This is a genomic window from Pseudomonas sp. TH15 (assembly GCF_016651105.1).
Taxonomy (GTDB): Bacteria; Pseudomonadota; Gammaproteobacteria; order Pseudomonadales; family Pseudomonadaceae; genus Aquipseudomonas.
Map to the genome: position 1 here is coordinate 203,412 of NZ_JAEKEL010000002.1, position 15,638 is coordinate 219,049.

Sequence of the window (15,638 nt, forward strand, 5' to 3'; positions counted from 1 at the left end):
AACTCCGCTTAAGGCTTTTTCTTGACAGCTGGAGCAGCGGCGCCTTTAGGCACCAGCTCATTGGTCATGTCATCCAGCAGTTTGTTGACCACAGGCACTGCGCTTTCGAGCTTGGCTTGAGTCATCTGGGCCGATTGCTGAGTCAGCTGCGGCATTTTTTCCAGGACTTTTTTACCCAGTGGCGACTGGTAGAACGCAACCAGATCTTTCAGCTCGGATTCGCTGAAGTTGGTGGTGTAGAGCTTGACCATGTCCGGCTTCAGCTTGTTCCAGCCAATGGCTGCGTCCAGCGCGGCGTTGGCCTTGGCCTGGTAGGTATCCAGCAGGGCTTTTTTCGATTCAGGGGCTTTGGTTTGCTCAAAGCGCTGAGCGAACATTTGCTGCACTTGCATGTACACCGGAGTGCCCAATTTGTCAGCGTGCGCCAGGGTCAGGAAAGCTTCGGCACTGGCGTTGTGGCTGGCGGTATCGGCAAAAACCTGGCCGCTGGCGCAAACCAGTGCAACCGCGGTACAGATGGCACGAAGACGAGTCATCGAGTTTCCTTTTCTAGCAGGCGAGGTAAAACCCCAAGGGCGACCATTCTGCGCCTAAAAAACGTCATGGCTCAACCCCCACCCCTTATGGGGCTTGATTTCTAAGGCTCAGTGGTCAAAAAACAGACTGATGGAACCACTGCTGCCGAACACGGCCTAAACTGCGCAATCAGACCTACAGGAGTGTGACCGATGAGCCGTATCGAAACCGACAGCCTTGGTGAAGTGAACGTCCCGGATGACGCCTACTGGGGCGCCCAGACCCAACGTTCGCTGATCAACTTCGCCATCGGTCAGGAACGCATGCCCCTGGCTGTGCTGCACGCCCTGGCGCTGATCAAGAAAGCCGCGGCCCGGGTCAACGACCGCAACGGCGACTTGCCCGCGGACATCGCCCGGTTGATCGAGCAAGCGGCCGACGAAGTACTCGACGGCAACCACGACGATCAGTTCCCGCTGGTGGTCTGGCAGACCGGCAGTGGCACCCAGAGCAACATGAACGTCAACGAAGTGATCGCCGGTCGCGCCAACGAACTGGCCGGCAACGCCCGCGGCGGCAAGTCGCCGGTACACCCCAACGATCACGTCAACCGCTCCCAAAGCTCCAACGATTGCTTCCCTACCGCCATGCATATCGCCACCGTTCAAGCGGTGCAGCAGCATTTGCTGCCGTCTATCAATGAGTTGTCTGGCGGGCTGGCCGAGCTGTCGGCCCGGCACATGAAACTGGTCAAGACCGGGCGTACCCACATGATGGACGCCACGCCGATCACCTTTGGCCAGGAACTGTCCGCGTACATCGCACAATTGGATTACGCCGAGCGGGCGATCCGCAGCGCACTGCCAGCCGTGTGTGAACTCGCGCAGGGCGGCACCGCTGTCGGCACCGGGCTGAACTCGCCTCACGGCTTTGGCGAGGCGATCGCCGCCGAACTGGCCGCGCTCTCCGGCCTGCCATTCGTCACTGCGCCAAACAAATTCGCCGCGCTCGCCGGCCACGAACCGCTGACGACGCTGTCGGGAGCGCTGAAAACCCTCGCCGTGACGCTGATGAAAATCGCCAACGACCTGCGTTTACTCGGCTCCGGACCACGCGCCGGTATCGCTGAAGTGAAACTGCCGGCCAACGAGCCAGGCAGTTCGATCATGCCTGGCAAGGTCAACCCGACCCAGTGCGAAGCCTTGTCGATGCTGGCTTGCCAAGTGATGGGCAACGACGTCGCCATCGGCTTTGCTGCGAGTCAGGGGCACCTGCAATTGAACGTGTTCAAACCGGTGATCATCCACAATTTGCTGCAATCGATTCGCCTGCTGGGCGATGGTTGCAGCAACTTCCAGCAGCATTGCATCGCCGGGCTGGAACCGGATGCAGCGAAAATGGCGGAACACCTGGAACGTGGCTTGATGCTGGTGACCGCGTTGAACCCGCACATTGGTTACGACAAGTCCGCCGAGATTGCCAAGAAGGCTTACGCCGAAGGACTGACCTTGCGTGAGGCGGCGTTGCAGTTGCGTTATCTGACCGATGAACAGTTTGATGCCTGGGTAAGACCGGAGAATATGTTGGAGGCGGGTGCCAAGGGCTGAGATGTGTAGCGCCTGACAGTCAGTCTTCGCGGGCAGGCTCGCGCCTACAGGTGATCGCATTCCCCTGTGGGAGCGTGGCTTGCCCGCGAAGAACGATGACGCGGTCTATCGACCGACCGCCATCCGCAACCGCCGCGCCCTGAGCCCGGCCATCAACGATGGCCCCAACGCCACCAGCGCCGACCCGAGCACCACCAACACCGCCCCGCCATAACCCAGGCCATTGATCGTTTCGGCATGCACGTACTCCGGCCACAACGATGCGGCCAGTGCCACGGCGACAAACGTCACCAGCGGCGTAATGGCCAATGTCGCGCTGACCCGCGAAGCCTCCCAGTGCGCCAACGCTTCAGCAAATGCGCCATAAGCGATTAGTGTGTTCAGGCAGCACGCCAGCAGCAGCCAGCCTTGCAGCGGGCTCAGATTCAGCGCCTCCAGCGGATGCACCCACGGCGTCAGCAGTAGCGCGCAGAACAGATAAATCACCATCATCACCTGCAACGAATTCCACACCGTCAGCAATTGCTTCTGGCCCAGCGCATAGAAGGTCCAGACCGTGGACGCCGCCAACACCATCAATACGCCAGCGGTGTAGTCAGTCAGGGAGGTGAGCAATTCGCTCAGGCGCTGATTGAAAAACAGCCCGAAACCGATCAGCAGCACCAGCAGGCCAATCCCCTGCCCCACGCTGAACCGCTCCTTGAACACAAACAGACTGGCGATCAGCAACATGATCGGTCCCATCTGCACCACCAATTGCGCGGTGCCGGGACTGAGCAGGTTTAGGCCCATCAGGTACAAAACGTAATTGCCCACCAGGCCGAGCACCGCCATCAGCACCAACCAGCCACCCTTCGGGCCGAGCGCTTTGCGGCTCGGCAGACGCTTGGTCGTCGCCAGATATAGAAAGAGGCAACCGCCGGACACCAGCAAGCGAAACCAGGTCACCGTCACCGGGTCCATCACCAGCAGCACTTGCTTGAGTTTGATCGGCAGGATTCCCCACAGCAGGGCCGTCAGCAACGCCAGGAACAGCCCGTAAACCCAGCGACCTGATGAAATGTGCATGCTGCCCCCGAAGCCCAATGGCGAGAGCGGTCATTCTAGGCCCAGCGCCCGGAGGCACACAGGGACAGTTGCTCGCTGGCCGCAAATGAAACGGTGCAGGTCGCAACGCTAAATTGACGAAGTGCCGTCGATCAGGTCGCCAGGCGCCGCAAGTACTTCAGGCATAAGCTCATTGGATCCGTAAACAGGACCTACACTCAGGAGATTGCCATGTACGGCATGCGCGCCCAGGACAACGCCCCTACCACGCACTTTCGCAGTGACCGGTTGTGCCGGGTGAATGGGGAGTTGTATTTCAGCACTCGGGAAAACACCCTCGAGGGGCCGTTTGACAGCCCTGAAGCGGCGATGCGGGAGATTCAGGCGTATATCGAGCGGATGCAACTATTGAGTACCAGTCACTAGACCGCAGTGCTGCTTTCGCGAGCAAGCCCGCTCCCACATTTAACCGAGTTCTCCCAGGAGAATGCGGTTAAATGTGGGAGCGGGCTTGCTCGCGAAGGCTATTCAACAGGCAATACAAATCTATCGATTTAACGCACCGCCTCAAACAACCCCGTAGCCCCCATCCCGCCACCGACGCACATGGTGACCACGCCATAACGCAAATTGCGCCGTTGTAGCTCACGCACGATATGCCCGACTTGACGCGAACCGGTCATGCCAAACGGATGACCAATGGAAATCGACCCGCCGTTGACGTTGTATTTCGCGTTGTCGATTTCCAGTCGATTGCGGCTGTAGAGGCACTGGGAGGCAAACGCTTCGTTGAGCTCCCACAAGTCGATATCAGCGATCTGCAAACCCTTGGCCTTGAGCAACTTCGGCACCGAGAACACCGGGCCGATGCCCATTTCATCCGGGGCGCAACCGGCCACGGTGAAACCACGGAAGAAGGCTTTAGGCTTGAGCCCCAACTCCAGGGCTTTTTCCAGGCTCATCACCAGGGTCATCGACGCACCGTCCGACAGCTGCGACGAGTTGCCCGCCGTCACCGAGCCGTCTTCGGCAAATACCGGCTTCAAACCGGCGAGGCTTTGCAGCGTGGTGTCAGGACGGTTGCAGTCATCGTGATCAACAACACCATCGAGGATCTGCACCTGGCCGGTGGCCTTGTCTTCGACCCGGTACTTGACCGCCATCGGCACGATTTCATCATCAAACAACCCGGCGGCCTGAGCCTGGGCTGTGCGTTGCTGGCTCTGCAACGCGTAAAGATCCTGCTCTTGGCGGCTGACGTGGTAGCGACGGGCGACGATTTCGGCGGTCTGGCCCATTGGGAAGTAGATGCCCGGCACCTGTTCCTTGAGCAACGGGTTGATCAGGTTGTCGGTGTTGACGCTTTTCATCGTCAGGCTGATGGACTCGACGCCACCGGCGACGATGATGTCGCTGCAACCCGAGGCGATCTGGTTGGCGGCAATCGCAATGGCCTGCAAGCCTGAAGAACAGAAACGGTTGAGGGTCATGCCGGCAGTGCCGATGCCCAGGTGCGACAGCACCGCAACGTTACGCCCGATGTTGTAACCCTGGGCGCCTTCGTTGGAACCGGCGCCAACGATGCAATCCTCGACGCTGGCCGGGTCAATGTCATTGCGTGTGAGCAGCGCATTGACACAGTGGGCCGCCATGTCGTCCGGACGGGTCATATTGAACTTGCCGCGAAAGGATTTGGCCAGGCCGGTCCGTACGCTGTCGACGATCACCACTTCACGCATGGCATACCTCATTGTTGTTGTCGGTTGAGAGTGGACCGAGCATAAGTCCACCCCATTACCGACCGCGACAATCATTCACCCGGCGTATGCGTAACCATCGTCTTAGTGCTTGTGCTTCTTGGCCTTCTTGTCGGCCTTTTCGAACGCCACTTCCAGCGCCCGGTTGATCGTGCGCAACACTTTGACCCGGGCCCAGCGCTTGTCATTGGCTTCCACCAGGGTCCAGGGCGAGATCTCGGTGCTGGTGCGATCGACCATGTCACCGACGGCGTCGCGGTAGGCGTCCCACTTGTCACGGTTGCGCCAGTCGTCCTCGGTGATCTTGAAGCGTTTGAAGGGAATCTCTTCCCGCGCCTGGAAGCGCTCCAGTTGCGTCTGCTTGTCGATGGCCAGCCAGAACTTGACCACGATGACGTTTGACTCGGAAATCTGCTCTTCGAAATCGTTGATCTCGCTGTAAGCCCGCAGCCAGTCCGCTGGCGGGCAAAAGCCCTCAATGCGCTCCACCAGGACCCGGCCGTACCATGAGCGATCGAACACCGTGAACTTACCCTTGGCCGGGAGGTACCGCCAGAAGCGCCAGAGATACGGTTGCGCCCGTTCCTCCTCAGTGGGCGCGGCAATCGGGATGATGCTGTATTGACGTGGATCGAGTGCGGCGGCAACCCGGCGAATAGCCCCGCCCTTGCCCGCCGCGTCATTGCCTTCAAACACCGCCACCAAGGCGTGCTGGCGCATGCGTTTGTCGCGCATCAGGCCAGAGAATCGTGCCTGTTCGGTAATCAGTTGTTCTTCGTAATCGTCCTTTTCCAGGCTCTGGGTCAAATCCAGGCTGTCGAGCACGTTCATCTGATCAATATGGGTGGGCAGCGGCGCGGCACTGACTTTGTCGGGATGGACCTTGGGCCGCTTCAGCGCATTTTGCAGGCCTTCGAGAAGGATCTGGCCCACCATCAGACTGCGGTAATACGGGTCTACACCTTCAACCACATGCCACGGCGCATAGTCGCGACTGGTGCGGCGTAACACCCGCTCGCCGAACTTCACAAATTTGTCGTAGGTTTGCGATTGCTGCCAGTCCAGCGGGCTGATGCGCCAACTGTGCAGCGGGTCGTCGGCGAGCGCCTTGAGGCGCGCCTTCATTTGCTGCTTGGAGAGATGGAACCAGAACTTGAAGATCAGCGCGCCTTCATCGCAGAGCATTTTCTCCAGGCGTTCGGACTGGTTGATCGCCTGGTCCAGCACCGCGTTCTTGAAATCGCCATGGACTCGCCCTTGCAGCATCTGGCTGTACCAGTTGCCAAAGAAAATACCCATGCGACCCTTGGCCGGGAGCATCCGCCAGTAGCGCCAGGCCGGTGGCCGCGCCAGTTCTTCGTCGGTTTGCTGGTCGAAGGTGCGGACCTCGATCAGGCGCGGGTCCATCCATTCGTTGAGCAACTTGACCGTCTCGCCCTTGCCAGCGCCTTCGATACCGTTGATCAAAATGATCACCGGAAAACGCTTTTGCTGCTGCAGTTCGAACTGCGCTTCAAGCAAGGCTTCACGCAGGGCCGGCACTTCAGCGTCGTAGGTTTCTTTGTCGACGGCGTGACCGATTTCGGCAGATTCGAACATGGGCGGCTCCCTTCCAAGATTGAGCAAGACTAGCGGATTGGGCACGGGCAAGGCGGAGAAATTCCCCTGACTCTTGTGCGGACTGGCAACCCTTGAATTGCATGACAAACCTGACTTGCATGGAAACCCTTGTGGTGAGGGGGTTATCGGTGCAGGTCTTGAATCACCCATTGTCCTTGAGCTTGCAAACCCAAGCCTTGCCATGGATCAAGCACCCCTCGCCCGATCGGCTAGAATGGCCGCCTTGTCGTTTGCCGAGCCTGCCATGAAGCCCGTATTGCCCCACGCCCAGCTCGACTGGGATGACCAGGGACGCCCGCGTTCGCGAGTGTTCGATGACGTGTATTTTTCCGACAAGTCAGGCCTGGATGAAACCCGCTACGTGTTCATCGAGCAAAACCGCCTGAAGGAACGTTTTGCCGCGTTGCCAGCAGCGGGCCGATTGGTCATCGGCGAAACCGGTTTCGGCACCGGGCTGAACTTCCTGTGTGCCTGGCAACTGTTTGAAGAGCAGGCCGTGGCCGGTGCACGACTGCATTTTGTCAGCGTGGAAAAGTACCCGTTGACCGCCCCTGACCTGAAGCGGGCGCTGGCGTTGTGGCCAGAACTGAAACCGTTCGCCGATCAACTGCTGGCCCAGTACGTGGCGATCCATCAGGGCTTTCAACGCCTGATTCTGGATAACGGCCGCGTGACCCTGACGCTGCTGATTGGCGATGCGCTGGAACAATTGCCGCAGCTGGATGCGCAGATCGATGCGTGGTTTCTCGACGGTTTCGCCCCGGCGAAAAACCCCGACATGTGGACCGCCGAACTGTTTGCCGAACTGGCGCGCCTGGCCGCACCCGACTCGACCATCAGCACCTTCACCAGCACGGGCTGGGTGCGTCGATTACTCAATGCGGCAGGCTTCAAGATGAAGCGCACGCCGGGCATCGGGCACAAATGGGAAATCCTCCGCGGCGAGTTTCTCGGTTGGCCCGCAGACGTTGCGCCGCCCGCTCCTGAAAAACCGTGGTTCGCTCGTCCTGCGCCCATTTCCGCTGAGCGTCGGGCGCTGGTGATCGGCGCGGGTCTGGCGGGTTGCGCCACGGCGGCCAGCCTCGCCGCTCGCGGTTGGCAGGTCAGTTTGCTGGAGCGCCACGAAGCCGTTGCGCAAGAAGCTTCGGGCAACCCGCAAGGTGTGCTGTACCTGAAACTGTCCGCCCATGGCACCGCGTTGTCGCAACTGATCGTCAGCGGTTTCGGTTACACCCGTCGTCTGCTCGAAACCCTGCAACGTGGCACGGATTGGGATGACTGCGGCGTGCTGCAATTGGCCTTCAATGCCAAGGAGGCCGAACGCCACGCTCAACTGGCAGACGCCTTTGCGGAAGATCTGTTGCAGTGGCTCGATCAGCCTGAGGCACAGGCCCGCGCCGGTGTCGCTCTGGCGCATGGCGGTTTGTACTACCCGGAAGGTGGCTGGGTGCATCCGCCTGCGTTGTGTCAGGCACAAGCGGCACAAGCGAACATCGAGTTGCTCAGCCATCACGAAGTGCTTGAGCTGCGCAAGGTCGATGAGCACTGGCAAGCCTTCGACGGCGAACGTCTACTCGCCAGCGCACCGGTGGTGGTATTGGCCGGCGCTGCCGAAATCAAACGTTTTGCACAAAGTGCCGAGCTGCCGCTCAAGCGCATTCGCGGGCAGATCACTTGTCTCGCCGAAACCGCGCAGAGTCAGGCATTGACCACCGTGGTGTGCGCCGAAGGCTACGTCGCCCCCGCCCGTTTGGGCGAACACACGCTCGGCGCCAGTTTCGATTTCAACAGCGATGACTTGACGCCAACGACTGCCGAACACCAAGGCAATCTGGCGATGCTCGAAGAGATTTCCAGCGACCTGGTCGCCCGTCTGCACCTCAATGAACAATCTGTCGAAAGCCTTCAGGGCCGCGCCGCTTTCCGCTGCACAAGCCCCGATTACCTGCCGATTGTCGGCCCCCTCGCCGACCGCGAAGCGTTCATTCAAGCCTACGCCGCCCTGAGCAAGGATGCGCGCCAGATACCGGACATCGCCTGCCCATGGCTTGACGGTCTCTACGTCAACAGTGGCCACGGCTCACGCGGCTTGATCACCGCGCCGCTATCGGGCGAGTTGCTCGCCGCGTGGCTGAACAACGAACCGTTGCCGCTGCCTCGCAGCGTGGCCGAGGCCTGTCACCCGAATCGCTTTGCCTTGCGCAACCTGATACGCGGCACGCGTTAACGCAGCGGGCACACATGGCTGGAACGCACGTCCTGCTGTTCCAGCGCCCGCTGGGTTAAACGCTCGAATTGCGCTTCTCGCGCCTGTCGATATTCGCTTTGCAGCGCATGCACATCACGCTGGTAGGTCGCAGAGTCAGATTTCAATGCTGCGAGCTTTTCCATCAGCGGGTCAGTCGCGGCCGTGAAGTCCTGTGCAAAGTGCTGCTTGAGATGGCGGCGCCAGAAGTTCTGCCGTACCAGAAAAGCTTGCAGAGAAGCCGACATTTCACCCGTCGTTACGTCGGCAAGGGCATCGGCGAGGTCCTCCGCGGTGACGCCGCCCACCTGCGTATACGTGATGTTTTTCGGCTGCCCCGGCAGATCCAGCGAGTCCGCCAGCCCCTTGCGAAACGCCAACCGCACGCCGAGCCGGTCAACAACGTTACGGCGCTCACTGAAAAGATCGGCATAGGTATCCAGTCGGTCGAGCCGAAACAGCCCACGCCCCAGCGCGATCAACATTTTGTCGTCCAACCCGGTACTCCCGGACGCGCGCAACGCATGGTCGATGATCACACTGACCTCCATCTCGCTGAAGGTAAACGCCGCCGCATCCACGCAGTTGGGCTCCCCCTCCGCCAGCGCAAACAGCAGCCCGCGCAGTTCACTGTCGGCAGCGGCGGCCTCCAGCACCGCCCACACCCGCCGCACCATTTCCTGATGAACCAGGCGGTTGTCCTTCGCGTGCACCAGTTGATAGAACACTTTGAAAAAGTCACTTGAACGCCAGTCGTCCTTGAGTGCCTGCCAGGTCGCCGAGCGTTCCAGATACCCCTCTGCCGTGTCCGCCGCCAACCAGACTTCACGAGCACGCTGATCACTCAACAGGCCGATTTCGTCCTCCAGATAGCCCATGCCCACGCCGGTACGCTCGCGGTAAGCCTGCAGTGCCCGCTGACTCAGAGACGTCAATGGATTAAGGCGCAGATTGATTTTCTCGGTCAGTGCGATCGGTGCCTCAAACAGTTCAGCGGGCAGCGTCTGGATGTCGTTTTCGCGCAAATCCGCTTCCTCAAGGCGTAACAATGTCAACAACCCCTGCGGCAGCTGCCGGGCCCGGGTATTGCGCAGGTTCAACTTGAGCAAAGCCTTCAACTGGCTGACATCCGGTGTATCGCCCAGCGGGTTATCGCTCAGATCCAGCACGTGCAAACCGCGCATGTGCGCGAGCTTTTCGGCGGTGTGGGCGTTCAGACCGAGGGCGTTGTCGTGCAGACTCAGATTTTGCAGCAGCGTCATGTGCGACAGCACTTCCGGCAGCCGAGTGATGCTGTTTGCGTCGAGTTCCAGACGCTTTAGCCCCTTGAATGCCTTGAGAAAATAGCCGACGTCATCGGCCAACTGCATGTTCTGCAATGACAGACGTTGAACATGGCCGAAATCTACTTCGCCGCTAAACGCTGGCAGGTTGCCGACCCGCATACCGTCCAGCTTCAGGCCCGGCACGGGCACGTTGTCCTCACCCGCGAGAAAGGTCTGATGGCGCCAGCAGTTCTCCAGCTTCAAGGCAACGCTTTGCCGCGCTGCCTGATACTGCTTCAGATCACCCGGCAGCTTGGCCATTTGCGCCTCATCGAGACTCCAGGCCTTGAGTTCGGCACGTAGTGTTTCCAAGCTCAATTGGCGCTTGCGCAGCGCCGTGGCGCGTTCGAGATGCGTGCTGCCCAACGCAGCGAGGTAGCTATTGACCTGCACATCGGTGAACCATGGATAGAGCTTTTTGAGTTTGCGTATCAGGCGCCGTGGATAGATCGGGGGAGAGTCCGCCGGCGCATCGGCAACCAGGCACAACGACAGATCCTGCGGCGCCGGTCGCGGTTGCCGCGCGATGATTCGCGCGCATTGCGCACGATCCGTCGCCTTCGCCGACAGACTGATCTGAAGCCGCTCGGCGTCTTTAACGTTGCTACCGGCGATGCCCAACGCGCTGCGCTCGGCCGCTGACAACGTCTGAATAACGGCCTGGTAAAAAGCATGCGGGCCACGCAGCAACGCTTTCGATGGCTGTTCTGGCGCATCGACTGCCTGATAGGCGTTGCCGATCTTCAATACCACGCGGTGATGGCTCGCCGACGATTGACCGGCACTGTCGAGCACGCTGCCCAGGCGATTGTCTTGCACCAACTCTATCCGCAAATCTTCCGGCCAACCGGGCTCCTCTCCGAGCAAGCCCAGCGCCAGCGTGCGCGTGCGTTCATCCGCCAACGCCGGCAAATTCAGGCCACTGATGGCACGGTCTACGCGGATCTCGGTTTGAGCCTCGCGCGCCTGCTGGCCAAGGGTCAACGGGATGCGCCGGGTCTCGCTCAGATGCGTCTGTTCAACACTACTGAGTCCAGCGCTCAACTCATCCAGTACAGAGACAGGCACGTCTGGATATTGCGCCTTGAGCAAGACCTGTTGCGCGCTGACTGCGCGATCATGCACAGGGTACAAACGCTGGAACAATGGCAGGGAATCTTCCTTCAACAATGCGCCGATGCGCCGCGCCAGCAAGGGCTCCGGCGCCCGCCCCGCAAGTGGCTCACCGAGCAACGCTTCAAGTTCTGCCGGATAGATCCCCTCAGCGGTCGTCTGCAGCAACTCACCGGCCTCCATCTGCGCCTGAGTGATGTGAATACTCAGTTCATCGTCATCCAGCGGTGGCGGCTCGGGGTAGCGTGAAATCAGCTCATCCGCTTTATCAAATACTTTGAAAAACCGGTTCTGCGGCCAGCCCGGCAGATCCGGTAGAGCCTGCAGTTGCAGCACGACATTCTCGGCGCTGGCAAAATTCGGTTGTTCCATTTGCCAGATGAAATCGCGAACCTGCTGCTCCAGCGCGTAACGCTGAACCATGTCATCAAAACGCGCTGAAACCCCTTGATGCCGCTCGGCCAGTTGCTGCAGGTGTTCAAGCGAGGTTTGCGTCAGTGCGCAAATCTGCTCCAGCCTTTCATCCGTCATCTGCGCGGTGCCGGGGTGCAACCGTCGCACGGCATACAGCAGATGCTGCCACTGAGCAGGATCCTCATGAATGTGCTGCCAGCCGCGACCGTTGTATTTCACGGGTGGTTGATAGTGCTCACGACTCCCTGGATGATTGATTCGCCAGGCATCGAGGGTTTTATTGAAGCGCGCCAGATAAGCCGAATCGTCCATTATCAGGTAGTGCTCATCCTCGACCCGAAGCTGTTCGGGCTTCGTGGGCTTGATCTGCGCCGCCTGTTTCGGAGGCAAACGATAAGGTCGCAGGTTCGGTTTCCATAGCCGCGTCAGCCCATCGCGACTCGCCACTGGCTCGAAACCGTCAAAAAACTCAGGCGCGGAGGTCGCGGTGCCACGAATCGAATGGACGATCTTGCCCCCTACTGCAAACAACCCCATGGCGGCGAGGTTCTCCACAACAGAAAACAGCTGGGTCAACGCTTGACTCTTTTCACCCTCGCGCCAGTCCTGTACGCCCTCGTACACCTCGCTCAGTAGCTCGCCGACTGCCACTCCCATCATCAACTGACCCAGCACCGGCACGAAAAAACCACCGAGATTGCCGATGGCCAGGGCAATTTCCAGGCGTCGTTCTTCACGTTTGCGCTGTTCATCGGCGTCAAAGTCAGCTGTCGGCACTGCCAGGGTTCTTGAATCAATCTGCAGTTTCCCGACAAAACTGTTGAAAAAACTGCAAGAGCCCGGCAGTGACCGGTTTGAGTTTGATCTGCGTAGGCTTGCGGCTGGCAGCGAACGACTTGAAAAAGGTGCCGTGGTCAGGTTGGCCAACATAGCGCTCAAACATCCGGGCGTAGGCTTTGACCTGTAATTTGAGCTCCAGGTAGATTCTGAAGTCGTCCAGCGACGGGTACTCGAACAGCCTCCGGTAGGTGTCCCCTGGCATATAGACCAGGCATTTGCCCTCTGCTGGTTGTGCAGAGCGGCCCGATAACACCAGCGCCCCCCAAATGCAGGTATCAAGCACTTCGAGGCTTTCCCAGACCAGTGGTTTTCCGTCATACACGGTCTGTCGCGCCGCGAGTCCTTCGCCACTTTCCGTCAATTCGAGCAACATCTGGTGCGCTGGCAGGCTGATATCGTTTTTCAGGTAGGCGAAGTGCGAGTCGACGCGCAATTCATGACGGTGCAAGGCGCGCAGCGTCTGCGCATCCGAATTGCTGACCCACTCATCCTGCACCGGCACCGAAAGGTCGATGGCTTCCTGCAAATGGGTCTGATAGCGCTGGCCGAGATTGAGTTCACGGCAACACTTGGCAAAATCAGCGGCGGACAGTTCCGATACCCTGCGCGCTTTGCTGCCCCGACGAATCGAGCTTTCGTGCCCTAAATCCTTGCCCTGGGCCTGATCGGCAGAAAAGTTCTGCATGGCGGCCTGCAACAGGCTGAACTTTTCGGTGTAGGTATGGGCGATCCAGATCGCCGGGGTCTTGTTGGTGTTGAGTGTGTGCTTGAGGTGCACAATCCACAGGGAATCGTTGTACACATCCAGCTCCACGGCAAATTTTTCCTTTAGCGTGCTGGTCAACAATCGCGCGCAGAAAGGCTCGAGACCTTCGACCTTGCGCAGCAGTTTTTTCAGTTCGGCCTCATGCGGCTGCGCGTCCGTATAAGCACTGTGCACGCCGTCCATCCACGCCACATCAGCCTTCATCAGCCATGACGGCAGCCGGTCTCGCAGCACGTGCGCCTTGTCCAGATCCCCGGTGATCTCCAGCAAACTGCCGAGACGCTGTGCGTCGGCGGTAACACTTCCTTGTTCGGACATACGCAAACTTCCTGGATGCAATAGCGAGCTGCACCGTAGCGCGTCGATCTTGCCGCCGGATAATCAAAATCCGGGTCGATTCAGCAGCGATCGCCGGAAATTTTGTATAGATCCGATAACTATGTACCGCACATTTTGCAAAACAGGCTTTTGCGCCAGCAAACGCCTGAGCACCGCTCGTCCTTATAACTTATCGATCTAAAACTCCTGAATTTCACACGGGTCAGTTTCTGAGTACCGGCCATGTCGGCCACTGAAGAAATACCCTCCCCAACGGAAAAACCGGTAAGGACTTTATGTGTGGATTAGCTGGCGAGTTACGCTTTGATCATCAACCTGCCGACCTCGCAGCGGTTGAGCGAATCACCCATCACCTGGCCCCCCGTGGCCCGGATGCGTGGGGCTTTCATGCCCAAGGGCCGATTGCCCTGGGCCATCGTCGCCTGAAAATCATGGACCTGTCGGACGGCTCGGCGCAGCCAATGATCGACAACCAACTGGGCTTGTCCCTGGCCTTCAACGGCGCGATCTACAACTTCCCGGAACTGCGCACCGAGCTTGAAAGCCTTGGTTATGCCTTCTATTCCGGCGGCGACACCGAAGTGCTGCTCAAGGGCTATCACGCCTGGGGCGAAGCACTGCTGCCCAAACTCAACGGCATGTTCGCCTTCGCCATCTGGGAGCGCGACGCCAAACGGCTGTTCATCGCTCGCGACCGTCTCGGTGTGAAACCGCTCTACCTGTCGCGCACCGGCCAGCGCCTGCGCTTTGCGTCGGCCTTGCCGGCGCTGCTCAAGGGTGGCGATATCAGCCCGATGCTCGACCCGGTGGCGCTGAACCATTACCTGAATTTCCACGCGGTGGTCCCGGCCCCGCGCACGTTGATCGCCGGCATTGAAAAACTGCCGCCAGCGACCTGGATGCGCATCGAGGCCGACGGCACCACCGAGCAGAAAACCTGGTGGACCCTGCCCTACGGCCCCCACGCCGACGAGATGAACCTGACGCTCGAAGACTGGCGCGACCGGGTGCTCGACAGCACTCGTGATGCGGTGGCGATTCGTCAGCGGGCGGCGGTAGATGTCGGCGTGCTGCTGTCCGGCGGTGTCGATTCGAGCCTGTTGGTCGGTTTACTCCGCGAAGTCGGCGTCGAGAACCTGTCGACCTTTTCCATCGGTTTCCAGGATGCCGGCGGCGAGCGCGGCGACGAGTTCCAGTATTCGGACCTGATCGCCAAGCACTACGGCACCCAGCATCACCAGTTGCGCATCCAGGAGAGCGAAATCATCGAGCAACTGCCCGCGGCGTTCCGCGCCATGAGCGAGCCGATGGTCAGCCATGACTGCATCGCCTTCTATCTGTTGTCCCGTGAAGTGGCCAAGCACTGCAAGGTTGTGCAAAGCGGCCAGGGCGCGGACGAGTTGTTCGCCGGTTATCACTGGTACCCGCAAGTGGATGGCGCGGCCGATCCGTATACGGCCTATCGCGATGCATTTTTCGACCTCAGCTACGAAGACTACGCCGCCACTGTGCAGCCGAAATGGCTGACGGCCAACGATGCCGCGGGCGACTTCGTGAAGGAGCATTTCGCACAACCCGGCGCCGATGCGGCAGTGGACAAAGCCCTGCGGCTGGACAGCACGATCATGCTGGTGGACGACCCAGTCAAACGCGTCGACAACATGACCATGGCCTGGGGCCTGGAAGCGCGAACACCGTTTCTCGACTATCGCCTGGTGGAGTTGTCGGCCCGCGTGCCTGGCAAATTCAAACTGCCGGACGGCGGTAAACAGGTCTTGAAAGAAGCGGCACGACTGGTCATTCCAAGCGAAGTGATCGACCGTAAAAAGGGCTACTTCCCGGTGCCCGGTCTCAAGCACTTACAGGGCGATACGCTGAACTGGGTGCGCGAACTGCTGCTCGATCCAAGCCAGGATCGCGGCCTGTTCAACCCGGCCATGCTCGACCGCCTGCTGACCGATCCGCAAGGCCAGTTGACCCCGTTGCGCGGCTCCAAGCTGTGGCAATTGGCGGCGCTGAACCTGTGGCTCAGTGAACAAGGAATCTGAT

At 59.7% G+C, this 15,638-nt stretch carries 10 protein-coding genes; 4 read left to right on the forward strand and 6 right to left on the reverse strand.

What is annotated here, in order from left to right; translation table 11 throughout:
• Nucleotides 1-8: 8 nt before the first annotated feature.
• Nucleotides 9-536, reverse strand: a complete 528-nt coding sequence (locus tag JFT87_RS24660; RefSeq protein WP_201191427.1) for a DUF2059 domain-containing protein — start codon at nucleotides 534-536, stop codon at nucleotides 9-11.
• A gap of 192 nt (nucleotides 537-728) precedes the next feature.
• Between JFT87_RS24660 and JFT87_RS24665 the strand changes: the two genes are divergently transcribed.
• On the forward strand, nucleotides 729-2,123 hold the full coding sequence (locus JFT87_RS24665; protein ID WP_201205636.1) for a class II fumarate hydratase: 1,395 nt from the start codon (nucleotides 729-731) through the stop codon (nucleotides 2,121-2,123).
• Between the two features lie 105 nt (nucleotides 2,124-2,228).
• Here JFT87_RS24665 and JFT87_RS24670 read toward each other — a convergent pair whose 3' ends face one another.
• Nucleotides 2,229-3,191 (reverse strand): DMT family transporter, encoded by a 963-nt coding sequence (locus JFT87_RS24670; protein ID WP_201205638.1) that lies wholly within the window; start codon nucleotides 3,189-3,191, stop codon nucleotides 2,229-2,231.
• Between the two features lie 210 nt (nucleotides 3,192-3,401).
• On the opposite strand from JFT87_RS24670, the gene JFT87_RS24675 reads away from it, so the two are divergent.
• On the forward strand, nucleotides 3,402-3,596 hold the full coding sequence (locus tag JFT87_RS24675; protein WP_201191433.1) for a DUF6316 family protein: 195 nt from the start codon (nucleotides 3,402-3,404) through the stop codon (nucleotides 3,594-3,596).
• Nucleotides 3,597-3,724: 128 nt separating this feature from the next.
• On the opposite strand, the gene JFT87_RS24680 is transcribed toward JFT87_RS24675, so the two are convergent.
• Together JFT87_RS24680 and pap are read right to left on the reverse strand one after the other, a co-directional pair.
• Nucleotides 3,725-4,909, reverse strand: coding sequence for a thiolase family protein (locus tag JFT87_RS24680; protein WP_201205640.1), 1,185 nt, complete (start codon nucleotides 4,907-4,909; stop codon nucleotides 3,725-3,727).
• Between the two features lie 102 nt (nucleotides 4,910-5,011).
• Nucleotides 5,012-6,526 carry a polyphosphate:AMP phosphotransferase gene (pap, locus tag JFT87_RS24685; protein ID WP_201205642.1) on the reverse strand — a complete coding sequence of 505 codons (1,515 nt, stop codon included), beginning with the start codon at nucleotides 6,524-6,526 and terminating at the stop codon, nucleotides 5,012-5,014.
• A gap of 265 nt (nucleotides 6,527-6,791) precedes the next feature.
• On the opposite strand from pap, the gene mnmC reads away from it, so the two are divergent.
• A complete protein-coding gene (gene mnmC, locus JFT87_RS24690; protein ID WP_201205644.1) occupies nucleotides 6,792-8,774 on the forward strand; it encodes a bifunctional tRNA (5-methylaminomethyl-2-thiouridine)(34)-methyltransferase MnmD/FAD-dependent 5-carboxymethylaminomethyl-2-thiouridine(34) oxidoreductase MnmC in 1,983 nt (660 codons plus the stop codon).
• On the opposite strand, the gene JFT87_RS28730 is transcribed toward mnmC, so the two are convergent.
• Both JFT87_RS28730 and JFT87_RS24700 read right to left on the reverse strand, forming a co-directional pair.
• Entirely contained in the window at nucleotides 8,771-12,421 is a 3,651-nt protein-coding gene (locus tag JFT87_RS28730; RefSeq protein WP_201205646.1) for an NEL-type E3 ubiquitin ligase domain-containing protein, read from the reverse strand. The genes mnmC and JFT87_RS28730 overlap by 4 nt on opposite strands.
• Before the next feature lie 16 nt (nucleotides 12,422-12,437).
• Complete coding sequence (locus JFT87_RS24700) at nucleotides 12,438-13,568, reverse strand: dermonecrotic toxin domain-containing protein (protein WP_201205648.1); 1,131 nt, start codon at nucleotides 13,566-13,568, stop codon at nucleotides 12,438-12,440.
• A gap of 296 nt (nucleotides 13,569-13,864) precedes the next feature.
• Between JFT87_RS24700 and JFT87_RS24705 the strand changes: the two genes are divergently transcribed.
• Nucleotides 13,865-15,637: an N-acetylglutaminylglutamine amidotransferase gene (locus JFT87_RS24705; RefSeq protein WP_201205650.1), complete on the forward strand. Its 1,773-nt coding sequence runs from the start codon at nucleotides 13,865-13,867 to the stop codon at nucleotides 15,635-15,637.
• The last annotated feature ends 1 nt before the right edge of the window (nucleotide 15,638 follow it).